The organism is Streptacidiphilus sp. PB12-B1b, assembly GCF_014084125.1.
Taxonomy (GTDB): Bacteria; Actinomycetota; Actinomycetes; order Streptomycetales; family Streptomycetaceae; genus Streptacidiphilus.
Map to the genome: position 1 here is coordinate 2671171 of NZ_CP048405.1, position 17639 is coordinate 2688809.

The following is a 17639-nucleotide window of genomic DNA, read 5'->3' on the forward strand; positions in this document are numbered from 1 at the left end:
ACCGCCGTGCAGATCGCACCCAAGGGCGAGCAGGCCCGCAACAACACCGCACTCCCGAAGGCGCTCACCCTGATCGAGGCGCTGCCCTGGCTGGAGCGCTTCCACGGCAAGACCGTCGTCATCAAGTTCGGCGGCAACGCCATGGTCGACGAGTCGCTCAAGGCCGCCTTCGCCCAGGACGTCGTCTTCCTGCGCTACGCCGGGCTGCGCCCGGTCATCGTGCACGGCGGCGGCCCGCAGATCAGCGCCCACCTGGACCGGCTCGGCCTGGAGTCCTCCTTCACCGCCGGGCTGCGGGTCACCACCCCGGAGACCATGGACGTCGTCCGGATGGTGCTGGCCGGGCAGGTGCAGCGGGAGCTGGTCGGCCTGCTCAACGAGCACGGCCCGTTCGCGGTCGGCATGACCGGCGAGGACGCCCACACCATGACCGCCGTCAAGCGCTACGCGAACGTCGACGGCTCGCCGGTCGACATCGGCCTGGTCGGCGACATCGCCCACGTCGAGCCGGGCGCGGTGAACGCGCTGCTCGCCGACGGCCGGATCCCGGTCATCTCCTCCATCGCCCGCGGCCTGGACGGCCACGTCTACAACATCAACGCGGACACCGCCGCCGCCGCCATGGCCGTGGCGCTCAACGCGGAGATGCTGGTCGTCCTCACCGACGTCGAGGGCCTGTACGCGGACTGGCCCGCCAGCGACGACGTCATCAGCCAACTCGGCGCCACCGAGCTGGAGAAGATGCTGCCGACGCTGGCCAGCGGCATGCTGCCGAAGATGGAGGGCTGCCTGCGGGCCGTCCGCGAGGGCGTCGGCACCGCGCGGGTGCTGGACGGCCGGGTCCAGCACAGCCTGCTGCTGGAGATCTTCACCGACGAGGGCATCGGCACCATGGTCGTGCCCGACAACGACAACGAACCGATCATCACCGGGGGGCTGGCATGAGCAGCAACGCGACGCAGACCGGCAACGAGCAGCTCGCCGCCCGCTGGCAGGGCGCGCTGATGGACAACTTCGGCACCCCCCGGGTGCCGTTCGTCCGCGGCGAGGGCGTGCACCTGTGGGACGCCGACGGCAAGCGCTACACCGACCTGCTCGGCGGCATCGCCGTCAACGCCCTCGGCCAGGCCCACCCGGCCGTGGTGGCCGCGGTGACCGAGCAGATCGGCACGCTCGGCCACATCTCCAACTTCTTCATGGCCGAGCCGACGATCCGGCTGGCCGAGCGCCTGATCGAGCTGAGCGGCCGCCCGGACGGCCGGGTGTACTTCTCCAACTCCGGCGCCGAGGCGGTCGAGGCCGCTTTCAAGATCGGACGGCTGACCGGCCGCAGCCACATGGTCTCCGCCCAGGGCGGCTTCCACGGCCGGACCATGGGCGCCCTGGCGCTGACCGCCCAGCCCGGCAAGCAGGACCCGTTCCGGCCGCTGCCGGGGGACGTCAGCCACGTCCCCTACGGCGACGTGGAGGCGCTGCGGGCGGCCGTCACCACCGAGACCGCGCTGCTGGTGCTGGAGCCGGTCCAGGGCGAGAACGGCGTGGTCGTCCCGCCCGACGGCTACCTGCGGGCCGCCCGCGAGATCACCCGCGCCACCGGCACCCTGCTGGTCCTGGACGAGATCCAGACCGGCATCGGCCGCACCGGCCACTGGTTCGCGCACCAGGCCGTCGAGGGCCTCGACCCGGACGTCGTCACCCTGGCCAAGGGCCTCGGCGGCGGCCTGCCCATCGGTGCGACCCTGGCCTTCGGCGACGCCGCCCGGCTGCTCCACCCCGGCCAGCACGGCTCCACCTTCTCCGGCAACCCGGTGGTGTGCGCGGCGGCGCTGGCCGTCCTCGACACCATCGACGCGCAGGGGCTGCTGGACCAGGTGGCCAAGGTCGGCGACCGGCTCCGCACCGGCATCGAGGCGGTCGGCGACCCCCTGGTGGACCACGTCCGCGGCGCCGGGACGCTGCTCGGCATCGTGCTGGCCGAGCCGGTGGCCGCCGCGTTCCAGGCCGCCGCGCAGCGCGCCGGGTTCCTGGTCAACGCCTGCACGGCGGAGACGGTCCGGCTGGCCCCGCCGCTGATCCTCACCGAGCGCGACGCGGACACCTTCCTCGCGGTGCTCCCCGGCATCCTGCGGGCCATCCGGTAGCACGACCCCACATCACGTCGGTAGCACGACGCGACAGAACGACAGTCCGATGGAACGACAGGCCGGTGTCGTATAGGGAAAGATCTACTCCATGACCGACGACCTCCCGCCCGTCCCCGCCACGGGGCCGGTGCCGCAGCTGCCGCAGACGCGGACGGCCCGGCACCGGCGGATCGTGGAGCTGGTGACCCGCCAGCCCGTCCGCTCGCAGAGCCAGCTGGCCAAGCTGCTCGCGGACGACGGCCTGGCCGTCACCCAGGCCACGCTCTCCCGCGACCTCGACGAGCTGGGAGCGGTCAAGATCCGCAACCAGTACGGCACCCTGATCTACGCCGTCCCCGCCGAGGGCGGCGACCGCACCCCGCAAGCGCCGATGGGGGAGTCCGCCAACGAGAGCCGACTGGCGCGGCTCTGCGGCGAGCTCATGGTCTCCGCGACCGCCTCCGGCAACCTGGTGGTGCTGCGCACCCCGCCCGGCGCCGCCCAGTTCCTGGCCTCCGCCCTGGACCAGGCCGGCCTGCACGAGATCATCGGCACCATCGCCGGCGACGACACCGTCCTGCTGATCAGCCGCGACCCGGCCGGCGGCCAGGCCGTCGCCGACCACCTGCTCGGCCTCGCCGAGTCCTAGCCGCCCCAACAATCTGATCGCCGACGCGCACCGCGACCTGGCACCTGATGGTGCGCCGCGAGTTGGCAAGGCATGCGCTCTCATGCATAATTATTCCAAGCAGTGCATGAATGTCGCGCACCCTGTGAATGGAGAGAGTCAATGACCGACCGCGTCGTGCTCGCCTACTCGGGCGGTCTGGACACGTCCGTCTGCATCGGTTGGATCGCCGAGGAGACCGGCGCCGAGGTCATCGCCGTCGCCGTCGACGTCGGCCAGGGCGGCGAGGACCTGGACGCCATCCGCCAGCGGGCGCTGGACTGCGGCGCGGTCGAGGCCGAGGTCGCCGACGCCCGCGAGGAGTTCGCGGACGAGTACTGCCTGCCCGCGCTCAAGGCCAACGCGCTCTACCAGGGCCAGTACCCGCTGGTCTCCGCGCTGTCGCGGCCGGTCATCGTCAAGCACCTGGTCGCCGCCGCCCAGAAGCACAACGCCGACACCGTCGCCCACGGCTGCACCGGCAAGGGCAACGACCAGGTCCGCTTCGAGGTCGGCATCAACTCCCTGGCCCCCGGCCTCACCTGCATCGCGCCGGTCCGCGACTACGCGATGACCCGCGACAAGGCCATCGCCTTCGCCGAGTCCAGGAACCTGCCCATCGTCACCACCAAGAAGAACCCGTACTCCATCGACCAGAACGTCTTCGGGCGCGCCGTCGAGACCGGCTTCCTGGAGGACATCTGGAACGCCCCCATCGAGGACGTCTACCAGTACACCCAGGACCCGGCCGTCCCGCGCGAGGCCGACGAGGTCGTCATCACCTTCGAGGCGGGCGTGCCGGTCGCCGTCGACGGCCGCAAGGTCACCGTGCTGCAGGCCATCGAGGAGCTCAACCGCCGGGCCGGCGCCCAGGGCGTCGGCCGACTGGACATGGTCGAGGACCGCCTGGTCGGCATCAAGTCCCGGGAGATCTACGAGGCCCCCGGCGCCATCGCGCTGATCACCGCGCACCAGGCCCTGGAGAACGTCACGGTCGAGCGCGAACTGGCTCGCTACAAGCGCCAGGTCGAGCAGCGCTGGGCCGAACTGGTCTACGACGGCCTGTGGTTCTCCCCGCTCAAGCGCGCCCTGGACGGCTTCGTCGACGAGGCCAACCAGTACGTCAGCGGCGACATCCGGATGGTGCTGCACGGCGGCCGGGCCGTGGTCAACGGCCGCGCCTCGCAGCAGTCGCTGTACGACTTCAACCTGGCCACCTACGACACCGGCGACACCTTCGACCAGTCGCTGTCCAAGGGCTTCATCGAGATCTTCGGCCTCTCCTCGAAGATCGCCGCCAAGCGAGAGCTGCAGGGCTGACCACCATGACCAACGACGTACGCCTCTGGGGCGCCCGCTTCGCCGACGGCCCCTCCGAGGCCCTCGCCCGGCTCTCCGCCTCGGTCCACTTCGACTGGCGGCTGGCCCCCTACGACATCGCCGGCTCCAAGGCCCACGCCACGGTCCTGCACCGGGCCGGACACCTCTCCGAGGACGAACTGGGCCGGATGCTCGACGGCCTGGACACCCTGCTCGCCGACGTCCGCTCCGGAGCCTTCACCGGCACCGTCGCCGACGAGGACGTCCACACCGCCCTGGAACGCGGGCTGCTGGAGCGCCTCGGCCCCGAGCTCGGCGGCAAGCTGCGCGCCGGGCGCTCCCGCAACGACCAGATCGCCACCCTCGGCCGGATGTTCCTGCGCGACCACGCCCGGATCATCGGCGGCCTGGTGCTGGACCTCCAACAGGCCCTGGTGGCCCTGGCCGAGGCCCACCCGGACACCGCCATGCCCGGGCGCACGCACCTCCAGCACGCCCAGCCGGTGCTCTTCGCGCACCACATGCTCGCCCACGTGCAGGCGCTGGGCCGGGACGCCGAACGGCTGCGCCAGTGGGACACCCGCACCGCCGTCTCGGCCTACGGCTCGGGCGCGCTGGCCGGCTCCTCGCTGGGGCTCGACCCGCAGTTCGTCGCCGCCGAGCTCGGCTTCGAGGGCGGCTCCGCGGCCAACTCCATCGACGGTACGGCCTCGCGCGACTACGTCGCCGAATTCGCCTTCGTCACCGCGATGATCGGCGTCAACCTCTCCCGAATCGCCGAGGAGGTGATCATCTGGAACACCCGCGAGTTCGGCTTCATCACCCTGCACGACGCCTTCTCCACCGGCTCGTCGATCATGCCGCAGAAGAAGAACCCGGACATCGCCGAGCTGGCCCGGGGCAAGTCCGGCCGCCTCATCGGCAACCTCACCGGGCTGCTCGCCACGCTCAAGGCGCTGCCGCTCGCCTACAACCGGGACCTCCAGGAGGACAAGGAGCCGGTCTTCGACTCCTGCGACACCCTGGAGGTGCTGCTCCCGGCCTTCACCGGGATGATGGCCACCCTCACCGTCCACGACGAGCGCCTGGAGGAGCTGGCCCCGGCCGGGTTCTCGCTGGCCACGGACATCGCCGAGTGGCTGGTCAAGCAGGGCACGCCGTTCCGGGTGGCGCACGAGGTGGCCGGGGCGTGCGTGAAGTTCTGCGAACCGCGCGGCCTGGAGCTGTCCGACCTGACGGACGAGCAGTTCGCGGAGATCTCGCCGCTGCTGACCCCCGGCGTCCGCACCGTGCTCACCGTGCACGGAGCCATCGCCTCGCGCGACGGCCGCGGCGGCACCGCGCCCTCGGCGGTGGCGGCGCAGCTCGCCGAGGTCAAGGCGGACCTCGCGGCGCAGCTGGAGTGGGTGGAAGCCAAGCGCTGACCGGCGGCGCCGGGCACGGCAGTGCGGGGGAGGGCGTCGGGGGACCGGCGCCCTCCTGTCGGTGTGTCGTCGCAGGCGGGGGCCGGTGCGGCGGCCTTCACCCGTGCGGGTGGTCTGCGCGGACCGGTGCAGCGGGAGGCGCGGCGCGGGCGTCCTCAAGGTGACAGACCACTCCACCCGGCACCCCGTACCAGGGGCGCCCGAGGACGCCGGGAGCACCCATGATTCCCACCGCCCTGCCTCCCACCGCCTTGCCCCCCACCGGCGCCCACCCGGCTGCCGCGGCCCCCGCTGCCGCGCCGCCGACCGGCGCTGATCCCGCATTGCGGGAGACCTTCCTGGGCCTGCTGCGGACGCTCGCCGCCGCCCACCGGCTCGATCCGGACGACCTGGAGCAGCAGGTGTGGCTGCGCGCCGCCGCCGAGCCCCGGGCGTCGCTCCCGGTCGCCCGGCTCCGGGCGCTGACCCTGCAGGAGTTCCAGCGGGCCCGCGCCGAGGCCGAGGCCGAGGCGCTGACGCGGTGCTGCCCGGCGCAGGGCCGACCGGCCCGGGCCGCGCCCGAGGAGGCATCCCCCGAGCACCGGGCGCTGGCGGCCGACCAGGCCCGGGCGCTGCGCGCGGCCGCCGCCCGGCTTCCGTCCCGCTGCCCCGACCTGGTCGCCGCGCTGCTGGAGTCACCGGTGCCGGGCTATCAGGAGCTGGCGGAGGAGCTGTCCATACCGCGCGGCAGCATCGGGCCCACCCGTGCCCGCTGCCTGGCCTGTCTGCGACGGCTGCTGCTGCGGGCCGGGTACGGGCGGCCCGAGCACCCGCCCCGGCCGGTGCGTGCCGCCCGCTGACCCGGCGCGCCCGCACACCGGGTACGGCCGAACGGGTGCTCTTCCGCCCCGGCCGCTGGGCCGGGTGTGAGCTTGGCCTCACCGCCGCCCCGTTCCGGCCCGGCCGCAGGCGGTCGCGCGGCGCGGATCGCCCGCCGCCGACTGCGCCTTGGGCCCCGCGCCGACAGATCGGCACGTCCGATGCGCTGGTGGCCGCTGGGGCGGGCCGGCCGCCCGCGCCGGAGCAGTGGGTACGCTCGCCCGAAGACCGAGCAGATCCAGTTGTCGTGACGGCCTACACGCCGTGAATCCGTAGGTTGAAAAGGGCAAACGGATGGGTAGTGGGCTGTGAAACGTACGCCCGGCCCCGGGAGGGGCCGACCTGCCTCCGGTCAGGGCACACCCGGTCGCATCCCCTCATCCTCGTGACCGGGGTACACAGAAAGGGAGGAATGCGCGCATGGGCATGAGCGTAACCACCTCGATAGCCACCGAAGACGACGCCGAGCGGATCCTCAAACTCCAGTACCTCTGCTACCAGAGCGAGGCGGAGCTGTACGGCGACTGGGCCATCGAGCCGCTGACGCAGACCCTCGACAGCCTCCGCACGGAGCTGAAGGAACGTCATGTGCTCGTCGCCCGACTCGGCGACGAGGTCGTCGGCAGCGTTCGTGGCTGGGCGGACTCGGACGGGGTGGGCCGCATCGGCCGCCTCTGCGTCCACCCGCGCATGCAGCGCCACGGCCTCGGCAGCCGGCTGGTCCGCGGCATGGAGCAGCGCCTGGCGGAGGGCGAGCAGCCGGTGCACGCGTACCGGCTGTTCACCGGCCACCTCAGCCACGGCAACCTGAGGCTCTACGAGCGCCTCGGCTACCGCAGGACCCAGATCGAGGAGGTCAACACCAGGCTCAGCTTCATCGGCCTGGAGAAGCCCGTGCAGGCGCTGGCCGCCACGGCCTAGCCCCGACCCGTCCCTCCCGGCGGCGTGACGTGTGAACCGGCGCGCCACGCCAAAGGGATGACGGGGACGCCCTCCCTGGAGCATGATCGTTCCTGTAGCTCCGCCGAAGAGGCGGGGAAAGTCAGGAGCAGTGGTGATGACGTCCAGCTTCCCCGAGATCTCGATCAGCACCGATCGCCTGGTGCTGCGGGCCTTCGAGCCGCAGGACGTGCCCGCGCTCACCGACATGATGGCCGACGAGCTCGTCCGCACCTGGACCACCGTCCCGCACTCCTACACCGCCGAGGACGCCGCCGCCTGGGTCTCGCTGCTCGCCCCGGCCGAGCGCACCCAGGGCCGGGGCCTGGTCCTGGCCGTGCACGAGTTCCTCACCCAGCGCCTGGTCGGCAGCGTCCGGCTGCGCGCCACCGACTGGCGGCTGCGCTCCACCGAGGCCGAGCTCATCACCGCCCCCTGGGCCCGCGGCGAGGGCTACGCCGGTGAGGCCCTGCGCGGCGTGGCGCGCTGGCTGTTCGAGGCCCAGCGGTTCGAACGGCTGGAGCTGCGGACCGCCGCCGGGAACAGCGCGGCCCAGCAGGTCGCCCAGAAAGTGGGCTGCATCAGCGAGGGAGTGCTGCGCAGCGCCTGGATCGTCCGGGACGGCGAGTCGGCCGGCCGGGCCCGTACCGACCTGATCCTGTGGAGCCTGCTGCCCGAGGACCTGGACGCGATCGACCCCTCCGAGGCGGAACCGGACCCGAACTGGTGATCGCAGCGGATAGGGTGCCCCTGGCCGATCGGTCCGCACGGACGACGCAGTAGCACGACGCATCAGGGGGGAGCAGCCGCAATGGCCGACCGGGTCACGGTGATCGGCTGGGACGGGTCGCCACTGACCCGGGCCGCACAGGCGGCGCTCGACGCGGCGACCCTGGTCGCCGGTGGCAACAACCAGCTCCGCGACCTGCGGCTGCCTCCGGGGGCCGAGCGCATGGCGCTGGGCAGTGTCACGCTGGTCGCCCGGCGGATCGCGGACCACCGCGGCGCCGCCGTGGTCGTCGCCGAGGGCGATCCGGGCTTCTTCGGCGTGGTGCGCACCCTGCGCCGCCCCGAGTACGGGCTGGAGCTGGAGGTCCTGCCGGCCGTCTCCTCGGTCGCGGCGGCCTTCGCCCGCGCCGGGATGCCCTGGGACGACGCGCAGGTCGTCAGCACCCACGGCCGCGGGCTGCGGCGCGCCGCCAACGTCTGCCGGGCCAATCCCAAGGTCGGCGTGCTCACCTCGCCCGGCGCGGGCCCCTCCGAGCTGGCGCTGATGCTGCGCGACGTCCACCGCACCTTCGTCATCTGCGAGGCGCTCGGCACCCCGGACGAGAACATCACCGTCCTCACCTCCGACCGGGTGCCCGACCACCTGTGGCGCGACCCCAACGTGGTGATCGTCATCGGCGGCGGACCGCACAGCCCGGACGCCGCCTCCGGCTGGCTGGCCGGGCGTCCGCTCGACTTCCCCGGGATCGAGCGGGGCTGGGCGGCCGAGGCCGGGCAGCCGGTGGCCCCGGCCGACGTCCGCGGGGCCGAGGCCGCCCCGGAGGAGCTGCCCGAGCCGCGCCTCGAACTCCCGGCCGCCGTCCGCTCGCTGGTGCTGGCCCGGCTCGGGCCCCGCCCCGGCGACCTGCTCTGGGACGTCGGTGCCGGCAGCGGCTCCCTGGCCGTGGACGCCGCCCGCGCCGGGGCGGCGGTCCTGGCCGTCGACCAGGACGCGGACGCCTGCGCCCGGATCGATGTCAGTGCCCGCCGCTACGGTGTCGAGGTGCGGACGGTCCACGGGACCGCCCCGGCCGTCCTCGCCGACCTGCCCGAGCCCGATGTGGTCCTGGTCCGGGGCGATGCGTCGGTGCTGCGGGCCTGTCTGGGCCGCCGCCCGGAACGCGTCGTCGCCCTGCCGCGCACCCTGGAGCAGGTCGAGGCCGTGCGCCGGGTGCTGGCCGAGGTCGGCTACGCGACCGACGGCGCGCTGGTGCAGTCGACGCCGCTTGCGCCGCTGGTCGGAGCCGGTGGCCGGGCCGAGCGGGAGCCCCACCCGCTCGCACCCGTGTTCGTCCTGTGGGGCGACCGCTGACAGCGCCGTCAGTGGTGGAAGGTAGGCTGAACCCGGCTCCTGTCGCCCTGCCGACCTCTGGTTCTCCGGCTTCCGGCGATCCGGGCGTCGAACGTGGTGCAGGCCACATGCCGACCGCGCCCGTGTGCGCGCGTCGGCCCCTGACGGACCGGAAGAATGCCGTTACGTCCGTGGCGATCGTGCCGGTTGCCAGGGTCTAGTCGTTGTTGTAGGTAGCAGGCCGGTGCCCATCGCCTCGTCACCATGAGGCGAGGACTGGAACGTTGGGCGATGCGGTCTGTGACCGTGCCGCCGATGACGTCACGCGGCCCTGGAAGGAGCTAGTGACATGAGCGATACCGGCCACGTCTCGACTGGAGGGCTGCCTCCCGCCGGGGACCAGGCGACCCACGTCCCCTTCGGGGCCGACGGATCCCAGCCCCAGGGCGCGGTCCGGCCGCCGTACACCTTCCTCGACCTGCCGGACGGCATGGACGAGGAGGAGGACGAGCTGCTCATGCCCGGGCCGCAGGGCTCCTGGAGCGAGTCCGCCACGCGCGAGCCGGTCGTCCAGGCACAGCCCGAGCAGACGGTGCTGCTGTCGTCGGTGCCCGCCCCGGCCGCGCCCGCCGATCCGGAACCGGCCGCCGCCCAGCCGCAGGGGGAGCCCATCGCCCCCTCCTGGCCGCCGCTCAACCCGCCGACCGCCCAGCAGGCGGCGCCGGAGCAGCCCGTCGTGGCGGCCCCCCGGCGTCCGCTGCACGCCGGGCCGCCCATCCCGGACCCCTCGATGATGACCGGCCAGGTGCCGGTGCGCTCGCTCGCCGACCGCGGCCCCTCCAGCCACGGCGACTCGGTGCTGCCCACCGCTTCGGCGGTCGCCCCGCACCCCGGACCGGAGTACTTGGACCACCCCGCCGCCGAGGCGGCCGCCCCAGCGGCCCAGCCGGAGGCCCAGGCCCCGGCCGTGGCGGCCTCCCCGGAGCCGCTGCCCACCGTTCCGGTGCAGCTGCCCTCCCCGGCCAGCACCCTCGGCGGTCAGCAGACCCCGGCCCCGGCCGTGGTGCAGCCGGAGCAGGCGCCGTCGTTCGAGCAGCCCGCGCCGCTGTCCGCGCCCGTTCCCGCGCCGGTGCCTGACGCCGTGTCGGCCCCCGTCCCGGCGCAGGCCGCCGCGCCCGTCGCCGAGCCGATCCAGCCGGTCGAGGCACAGCCCCAGCCGACGACCGAGCCGTCGCCCGAACCGCTGCCCGCCCCGGAGGCTGTTCCGGCGGCCGAGGCCGTGGCCGCGCCGCAGGCAGAACCGATCCAGCCGGACGCCCAGCCGCAGGCCCAGGAGCCCGTCGAGGCCCCGGCCCAGACGCCCGAGCAGGTCCAGGCGCCGGAGCAGTTGCAGGTCCCGGAGCAGGCCCAGCCTCAGGCTCAGGTCGAGGATCAGACTCAGCCGCAGGCCGTCCCGGCCTCGGCGGAGCCCATCGTTCCGGCGCCGCCCGCGCCGCCGACTGCCGGTGGCGGCGGCCGGATCGCGGCGTTCATGGCCTCCCCGGCCCCGCAGTTGCTCCCCGAGCCCGCCGCCCAGGCCGAGCCCACTGCCCAGCCCGTGCCCGTGCCCGAGGCCGAGCCCGTGGCCGCCGAGCCTGCTGCCGACGCCCAGCCCGTGGCGGCCGCCGAGCCGGTCGCCGAGGCCCAGGAGCCCGCGCCCGCGCAGGCCCCTGCCGCAGCCGTGACCGAGGCGCCCGTCGCCGAGCCGCCCGCCGCCGATGCCACCGCCGTCGGCTCCGGCCTGCTCACCGGAGCCGCCCCGGCCGCCCCCGCTCCCGAGCCGGAGCCCGCTGCTGCGCCGGAGACCCCCGCCGACCCGGCCGCACCCCTCGCCGAGGCCGCACCGGAAGCCGCCGCCACCGCAGTCGCGGCTGAAGCCGAAGCCGAACCTGGAGCCGAAGCCGAACCTGAAGGTGAAGCCGAGGTACAGGAGGCGCCCGAGGCCGCGCCCCTGCCCGACGCCGCCCCGGCCGCCGACGCCGCCCCCGAGGCCGCCATTCCTGAGGCGGCCCCCGAGGCCGACGCCCCGGACGCCGCTGCCTCCGAAGCGGACGAGCCCGGCGCCTTCGACGGCCCCGCCGCTCCCGGCTACGAGGACGGGATGCGCGAGGCCGTGCACCGCGTCATGCGCGAGCGCCGCGACATCCGCAACGGATTCCGCCCCGACCCCGTCCCGCACGACGTGCTGCTCCGGGTCCTGGAGGCCGCGCACACCGCGCCCAGCGTCGGCTACTCCCAGCCCTGGGACTTCGTGGTGATCCGCTCCGCGAAGACCCGCACCCGGATGCACGAGCTGGCCGAGCGGCAGCGCGACGCCTATGCCGAGTCGCTCCCCAAGGGCCGGGCCAAGCAGTTCAAGGAACTGAAGATCGAGGCGATCCTCGACACCCCGGTCAACATCGTGGTGACCGCCGACCGCACCCGGGGCGGCCGGCACACCCTCGGTCGGCACACCCAGCCGCAGATGGCCCCCTACTCCGCCGCCCTGGCCGTGGAGAACCTCTGGCTGGCCGCCCGGGCGGAGGGGCTCGGCGTCGGCTGGGTCAGCTTCTTCGACGAGGTCGAGCTGGTCCGCGAGCTGGGCCTGCCCGAGCACCTGGACGTCGTCGCCTACCTCTGCGTCGGCTACGTCAACGAGTTCCCGGCCGAGCCGGAGCTGGCCCAGGCCGGCTGGGCCAAGAAGCGCCCGCTGTCCTGGGTGGTGCACGAGGAGACCTACGGCCGCCGCGCCCTGCCCGGCGAGGAGCCGCGCAGCGTCCTGCAGGAGACCCTGCGCGGCATCCGGCCGCTGGACGCCAAGGCGCTCGGCGAGGCATGGGACCGGCAGAAGCGGATGACCAAGCCCGCCGGATCGCTCGGCATGCTGGAGATAATCTCCGCGCAGCTGTGCGGGCTCTCCCGGAAGTGCCCGCCGCCGATCCCCGAGCCCGCCTGCGTCGCCGTCTTCGCGGGCGACCACGGGGTGCACGCCCAGGGCGTCACGCACTGGCCGCAGGAGGTGACCGCCCAGATGGTGGGCAACTTCCTGGCCGGGGGCGCGGTCGTCAACGCCTTCGCCAACCAGCTCGGCGCGGAGGTGTGCGTCGTGGACGTCGGCGTGGCCTCCGAGCTGCCGGACGCCATCGACTCCGGCCGCACCACCGGCCTGCTGCCGCGCAAGGTCCGCCCGGGCACGGCCGACATGACCACCGGCCCGGCGATGACCCGCGAGGAGGCCCTGCAGGCCATCGAGGTCGGCATCGAGACCGCCCGCGATCTGGTCGCGGCCGGGAACAAGGCCCTGGTCACCGGTGACATGGGGATCGCCAACACCACCGCGGCCGCCGCGCTGATCTGCGTCTTCACCGGCGAGGACCCGTCCGTGGTGACCGGCCGGGGCACGGGCATCAACGACGAGACCCACGCCCGCAAGGTGGCCGTGATCCGCGAGGCGCTGGAACTGCACCAGCCGGACCCGGCCGACCCGGTCGGCGTGCTGGCGGCGGTCGGCGGCCTGGAGCACGCCGCGATCGCCGGGTTCCTGCTGGGCGCGGCCAGCCTGCGCACTCCGGTCATCCTGGACGGGGTGATCGCCGGCGCCGCCGCCCTGGTCGCCAAGGCCATCGCGCCCGAGGTGCTGGCTGCCTGCATCGCCGGGCACCGCTCCGCCGAACCCGGCCACAAGGCGGCCCTGGCCAAGCTCGGCCTGCGCCCGCTGATCGATCTGGACCTGCGGCTCGGCGAGGGCACCGGCGCGCTGCTGGCCCTTCCCCTGGTGCAGTCCGCCGCCCGGGCGATGCACGATGTAGCTACCTTTGACTCGGCCGGGGTCACCGAGAAGCACTAGTGCTGCACGGAGGGGCGCCGCACGGGCGGCGCCCCTCCGCCGTACCCGCGGTTCCCCGCACGCCATCACGGGCGCGCGGGCATCACCGCGCGCCCCCACCCCGCCCCGCCCCGGCGCATCCGCCCGCCCGCCCGACGCCGCCCGCCACACGCCGCCCGCCGTACCCAGGACGACAGGAGCCCCCATGCACCACGACGCTGCCGCCCCCTACCCCGTAGGTCTGCGGCTGGCCGGCCGCCGAGTCGTCGTCCTCGGCGGCGGACAGGTCGCCCAGCGTCGGCTGCCCGCGCTGCTCGCGGCCGGGGCCGAGGTGCACCTGATCTCCCCGCACACCACCCCCGCCGTCCAGGCCATGGCCGACGCCGGGGAGCTGACCTGGCACGCCCGCGGATACGCCCCCGGCGACCTGGCCGACAGCTGGTACGTGCTGGCCGCCACCAGCGACCCGGAGGTCAACGCCGCCGTCGCCGCCGAGGCCGAGGCCGACCGCACCTTCTGCGCCCGCGCCGACGACGCCGCCGGCTCCACCGCCTGGACCCCGGCCAGCGGACGGCAGGACGGCACCACCGTCGCCGTCCTCTCCGGCGACCCGCGCCGCTCCGCCGCGCTGCGCGACGCCATCGTCGGCGAGCTGCGCGACGGCACCCTGGCCGCCGCCCGCCACCGCGGCCGGACCCCGGGCGTGGCCCTGGTCGGCGGCGGCCCGGGCGACCCGGATCTGATCACCGTCCGCGGGCGGCGGCTGCTCGCCGAGGCCGACGTGGTCATCGCCGACCGCCTGGCCCCCCGCGAGCTCCTGGACGAACTCGGCCCGCACGTCGAGGTCATCGACGCCGCCAAGATCCCGTACGGCCGCTACATGGCCCAGGAGGCCATCAACGCCGCGCTGATCGAGCACGCCAAGGCGGGCAAGTTCGTGGTGCGGCTCAAGGGCGGCGACCCCTACGTCTTCGGCCGCGGCATGGAGGAGCTGATCGCGCTGACCGAGGTGGGCATCCCGGTCACCGTCGTGCCCGGCATCTCCAGCTCCATCAGCGTGCCCGCCGCCGCCGGCATCCCGGTCACCCACCGGGGCGTCACGCACGAATTCACCGTCATCTCCGGCCACGTGGCCCCCGAGGACCCCCGCTCCCTGGTGAACTGGGACGCCGCAGCCAGGATGCAGGGGACGCTGGTGCTGCTGATGGCCGTGGAGCGGATAGCCGCCATCGCCGCCGCCCTGGTCGCGGGCGGGCGCTCCCCGCAGACGCCGGTCGCCGTCGTCCAGGAGGGCACCACCGCCAACCAGCGCCGGGTGGACGCCACCCTGGCCACCGTCGCCGACGTCGTCGCGGCCGAGCAGATCCGGCCCCCGGCCGTGGTCGTGGTCGGCGACGTCGTCGGCTTGGCAGGCTGACCGCGAGCGGGCAGGATCGACCCGTGGCCGAACTCATCACCATCGAGGACCCGAACGACCCCCGCCTGAACGACTACGTCGCCCTGACCGACGTCGAGCTGCGCCGCCGCCGCGAACCGGAGGAGGGCCTGTTCATCGCCGAGGGCGAGAAGGTCATCCGCCGGGCCCGCGCCGCCGGCTACCGGATGCGTTCGATGCTGCTCTCCGCCAAGTGGATCGACGTCATGCGGGACGTCATCGACGAGGTCCCCGCGCCGGTCTACGCCGTGGCGCCGGAGCTGGCCGAGCAGGTCACCGGCTACCACGTGCACCGGGGCGCGCTGGCCTCCATGCAGCGCAAGCCGCTGCGCGACGCCGGGGAGCTGCTGGCGGGCGCGCGCCGGGTGGCCGTGCTCGAAGGCATCGTCGACCACGCCAACATGGGCGCCGTCTACCGCAGCGCGGCCGCGCTGGGCATGGATGCGGTCCTGCTCTCGCCCGACTGCGCCGACCCGCTCTACCGGCGCGCCGTCAAGGTGTCCATGGGCACGGTCTTCTCGGTCCCGTACGCCACCCTCGACCCGTGGCCGCGCGCCCTGGAGACGCTCCGCGACGCCGGCTTCTCGCTGCTCGCGCTCACCCCGCACCCCGACGCCGTGCCGCTGCCCGAGGTCCAGCCCAAGCTGCTGGACCGCTGCGCGGTGCTGCTGGGCTCCGAGGGCAACGGCCTGACCACGGAGGCGTTGCGCGCCGCCGACGCCTGGGCACGCATCCCGATGGCGCAGGGCATCGACTCGCTGAACATCGCCGCGGCCGCCGCCGTCAGCTTCTACGCCCTGGCCCAGCAGCAGGAGCGGCAGCCGCAGCGGTAGCCGCCCCGGTCAGCCGGTCAGCCGGTCAGCCGGACTGGTCCGCGACGGTGCCGCTGCCGGGCCAGCTCTCGCTCATCGTCCCGTCGTCCAGCGGTGAGTAGCGGGTGGTGCCGACCGGGCGGCCGCCCGACGCCTGGGTGTGCTCCTCGCGCAGCACCGCGCCCCCGGCGATGCGCCAGCTGCTGGTCGACTGGGGGGTGCCGGTGGAGGCGTGCGAGGCCAGCAGAACCGGTTCTGCACCGCCCAGGCCGAACAGCTCCACCAGGTCCTCCGGAGCGCCCCCGCTCTGCCGGGTGAGCACCACCACGGCGGCCGGTGCGCCCCGGAACTGCGCCGGGAGCACCGCGGTCAGCGCGACCGGCGAGCCGCCGTCCAGCGAGCGGCCGTCCTGCAGCAGGATCATGGACCCGTCGCTGGGGTCGGGGAAGCGCCGGTCGGCCCAGTCCACCGCGGGCACCGACCCGGCGGCGGTCAGGGTCTGCGCGGTGTCCGCGCCCACCAGGCTGGCCGCGCCCTGGGCGGGCGGCTGCGCGCCGGGGCTGCCGTCCGGCCCACTGCTCACCTCGTCGGTGCCCGGGACGGCCCCGGCGCTGCGCGTGCCCTGCGGACCGGGGGAGGAGCCGGGGGCGCCGGAGACCCGCACGGACGGCGCAGGCGCCGCCGGGCCGGAGCCCCGGCTGCTGCGGCCCTGGCAGCCCTGGGCCACGGCGATGACCACCGCGACGATCAGCGTGACCGTGATGAAGACGAAGAACCGCTGCCGCAGCAGTCGGCGCGACGGCGACCGGCCCTGACGGCCGGGCGGCGGGGTGCGCCGGGCCGCCACCGGCGTCGCCGCCTCCCGGGCGGCCGGGCGCGGCACCTGCGGCCGGGCCGCCGACTCCGCCGCGCCCTGCCCGTGCGCCTGCCCGTGCCCGGACGACCCGTGCCCGGACGACCCGTGCCCTGACCGCTCGTGCCCCGACGGCCCGTGCCCCGTCCGCTCGTGCCCCGACGGCCCGTGGGCCGTCTGCCCCGACCCGGCCGGGCTGCCGTGCCCCTGGCCGGGGCTGCGGACGACGACGGTGGGGGCCGAGGTCGAGGTGGGCATCGGCGGCGCCGGTTCGCGCAGCGTCGGCGGCATGACCGGCCGCCGGCCGGGCGGCCGGGCGGCCGGTCCGCGCGCCGCCTGCGGCTGGTCGGCCTGGGCCGGACGGCTCTGCCGGGCCAGCGGCTGCGGCAGCTGGCTGCGGCCGATGGCCGCGCCCCGCGCCGTCAGCTCCCGCAGCCGGTCCCGCAGCTGGATGGTGGTCGGCCGGTCCACCGCCTCCTTGGCCAGGCAGGCCCGCAGGATCGGCGTCAGCGCGCCGGGGACCTCGCCGAGGTCGGGCTCCTCGTGGACCACCCGGTAGAGCATCACCTCGGAGCTGCCCGAGCCGAAGGGGGAGTCCCCGGTCGCCGCGTACGCCAGCGTGGTGCCCAGCGCGAAGACGTCCGTGGCGCCGGTCACCGCGATGCCCCGGACCTGCTCGGGGGCCAGGAAGCCGGGGGAGCCGACGGCCGTCCCGACGTGGGTCAGCGTGCTCGCGCCGGTGGACCAGGCGATGCCGAAGTCGATGATCCTCGGGCCCTTGGGCGAGAGCAGGATGTTCGAGGGCTTGAGGTCCCGGTGCACCACGCCCGCCTGGTGGACGTGGACCAGGCCGTCGGCCAGCGCCGCGCCGATCGCGGCCACCTCGGACCAGGGCAGCGGCCCCTCGTCGCCGACGCGCTTGTACAGCGAGGGCCCGGGCACGTAGGAGGTGGCCAGCCAGGGCCGCTCGGCGTCGATGTCGGAGGCCACCAACCGGGCGATGCAGCCGCCGCGGATCCGCGCCGCCGCCGCCACCTCGCGGGCGAAGCGGGTCCGGAACTCCTGGTCCTCCGCCAGTTCGGCGCGGATCAGCTTCAGCGCGACCTTCTGCCCGCGCCGGTCCGAGCCGAGGTAGACCACGCCCATGCCGCCCGTGCCGAGCCGCCGTTGCAGCCGGTAGGGGCCGACGACGCGCGGGTCCTCCCGCCGGAGCCGCACCATCGCCAATGTCCTGTCCCGCCGTCAGGTCCCCGTGCCGGGACTAGCTCTGATTACCAGGCGACAGCTTACGGACTGCGTCGCACG

13 protein-coding genes are annotated in these 17639 nt (G+C 74.7%); 12 read left to right on the plus strand and 1 reads right to left on the minus strand.

The features are described from left to right. The first annotated feature begins 6 nt into the window (after nucleotides 1-6). The 12 genes from argB to GXW83_RS12160 all read left to right on the plus strand — a co-directional run bounded on the left by argB (nucleotide 7) and on the right by GXW83_RS12160 (nucleotide 15502). A complete protein-coding gene (gene argB, locus GXW83_RS12105) occupies nucleotides 7-945 on the plus strand; it encodes an acetylglutamate kinase (RefSeq protein WP_182443085.1) in 939 nt (312 codons plus the stop codon). Then, entirely contained in the window at nucleotides 942-2141 is a 1200-nt protein-coding gene (locus GXW83_RS12110; protein WP_182443086.1) for an acetylornithine transaminase, read from the plus strand. Before argB ends, GXW83_RS12110 begins: the two co-directional genes overlap by 4 nt. Before the next feature lie 91 nt (nucleotides 2142-2232). Next, the gene (locus GXW83_RS12115; RefSeq protein ID WP_182443087.1) at nucleotides 2233-2772 is read left to right on the plus strand and encodes an arginine repressor; all 540 of its coding nucleotides are present in this window, start codon (nucleotides 2233-2235) and stop codon (nucleotides 2770-2772) included. Between the two features lie 141 nt (nucleotides 2773-2913). Then, nucleotides 2914-4110 (plus strand): argininosuccinate synthase, encoded by a 1197-nt coding sequence (locus tag GXW83_RS12120; protein ID WP_182443088.1) that lies wholly within the window; start codon nucleotides 2914-2916, stop codon nucleotides 4108-4110. A 5-nt stretch (nucleotides 4111-4115) separates the two neighbouring features. After that, a complete protein-coding gene (argH, locus tag GXW83_RS12125; RefSeq protein WP_370466645.1) occupies nucleotides 4116-5534 on the plus strand; it encodes an argininosuccinate lyase in 1419 nt (472 codons plus the stop codon). Between the two features lie 221 nt (nucleotides 5535-5755). Further along, nucleotides 5756-6373 carry a sigma-70 family RNA polymerase sigma factor gene (locus GXW83_RS12130; RefSeq protein ID WP_182443089.1) on the plus strand — a complete coding sequence of 206 codons (618 nt, stop codon included), beginning with the start codon at nucleotides 5756-5758 and terminating at the stop codon, nucleotides 6371-6373. A gap of 439 nt (nucleotides 6374-6812) precedes the next feature. Continuing rightward, nucleotides 6813-7313, plus strand: a complete 501-nt coding sequence (locus tag GXW83_RS12135) for a GNAT family N-acetyltransferase (protein WP_182443090.1) — start codon at nucleotides 6813-6815, stop codon at nucleotides 7311-7313. Nucleotides 7314-7449: 136 nt separating this feature from the next. Beyond that, on the plus strand, nucleotides 7450-8061 hold the full coding sequence (locus tag GXW83_RS12140; RefSeq protein ID WP_182443091.1) for a GNAT family N-acetyltransferase: 612 nt from the start codon (nucleotides 7450-7452) through the stop codon (nucleotides 8059-8061). 81 nt (nucleotides 8062-8142) lie between these two features. Then, nucleotides 8143-9411: a precorrin-6y C5,15-methyltransferase (decarboxylating) subunit CbiE gene (cbiE, locus tag GXW83_RS12145; RefSeq protein ID WP_182443092.1), complete on the plus strand. Its 1269-nt coding sequence runs from the start codon at nucleotides 8143-8145 to the stop codon at nucleotides 9409-9411. A gap of 328 nt (nucleotides 9412-9739) precedes the next feature. Beyond that, nucleotides 9740-13255, plus strand: a complete 3516-nt coding sequence (gene cobT / locus GXW83_RS12150) for a nicotinate-nucleotide--dimethylbenzimidazole phosphoribosyltransferase (protein WP_182443093.1) — start codon at nucleotides 9740-9742, stop codon at nucleotides 13253-13255. A gap of 184 nt (nucleotides 13256-13439) precedes the next feature. Next, nucleotides 13440-14651: a uroporphyrinogen-III C-methyltransferase gene (gene cobA, locus GXW83_RS12155; protein ID WP_182443094.1), complete on the plus strand. Its 1212-nt coding sequence runs from the start codon at nucleotides 13440-13442 to the stop codon at nucleotides 14649-14651. 23 nt (nucleotides 14652-14674) lie between these two features. After that, on the plus strand, nucleotides 14675-15502 hold the full coding sequence (locus GXW83_RS12160; RefSeq protein ID WP_182443095.1) for an RNA methyltransferase: 828 nt from the start codon (nucleotides 14675-14677) through the stop codon (nucleotides 15500-15502). 25 nt (nucleotides 15503-15527) lie between these two features. Here the strand turns inward: GXW83_RS12160 and GXW83_RS12165 are convergent, their stop codons facing one another. Beyond that, nucleotides 15528-17555, minus strand: a complete 2028-nt coding sequence (locus tag GXW83_RS12165) for a serine/threonine-protein kinase (RefSeq protein ID WP_182443096.1) — start codon at nucleotides 17553-17555, stop codon at nucleotides 15528-15530. Between the last annotated feature and the right edge of the window lie 84 nt (nucleotides 17556-17639).

What these genes read in the sequence shown, in the direction of transcription:
- GXW83_RS12165 (WP_182443096.1), bottom strand. Translation starts at nt 17,555, where the DNA reads ATGGTGCGGCTCCGGCGGGAGGACCCGCGCGTCGTCGGCCCCTACCGG.
- cobA (WP_182443094.1), top strand. Translation starts at nt 13,440, where the DNA reads ATGCACCACGACGCTGCCGCCCCCTACCCCGTAGGTCTGCGGCTGGCC.
- GXW83_RS12140 (WP_182443091.1), top strand. Translation starts at nt 7,450, where the DNA reads ATGACGTCCAGCTTCCCCGAGATCTCGATCAGCACCGATCGCCTGGTG.
- argH (WP_370466645.1), top strand. Translation starts at nt 4,116, where the DNA reads ATGACCAACGACGTACGCCTCTGGGGCGCCCGCTTCGCCGACGGCCCC.
- GXW83_RS12130 (WP_182443089.1), top strand. Translation starts at nt 5,756, where the DNA reads ATGATTCCCACCGCCCTGCCTCCCACCGCCTTGCCCCCCACCGGCGCC.
- GXW83_RS12110 (WP_182443086.1), top strand. Translation starts at nt 942, where the DNA reads ATGAGCAGCAACGCGACGCAGACCGGCAACGAGCAGCTCGCCGCCCGC.
- cbiE (WP_182443092.1), top strand. Translation starts at nt 8,143, where the DNA reads ATGGCCGACCGGGTCACGGTGATCGGCTGGGACGGGTCGCCACTGACC.
- cobT (WP_182443093.1), top strand. Translation starts at nt 9,740, where the DNA reads ATGAGCGATACCGGCCACGTCTCGACTGGAGGGCTGCCTCCCGCCGGG.
- GXW83_RS12115 (WP_182443087.1), top strand. Translation starts at nt 2,233, where the DNA reads ATGACCGACGACCTCCCGCCCGTCCCCGCCACGGGGCCGGTGCCGCAG.
- GXW83_RS12120 (WP_182443088.1), top strand. Translation starts at nt 2,914, where the DNA reads ATGACCGACCGCGTCGTGCTCGCCTACTCGGGCGGTCTGGACACGTCC.
- GXW83_RS12135 (WP_182443090.1), top strand. Translation starts at nt 6,813, where the DNA reads ATGGGCATGAGCGTAACCACCTCGATAGCCACCGAAGACGACGCCGAG.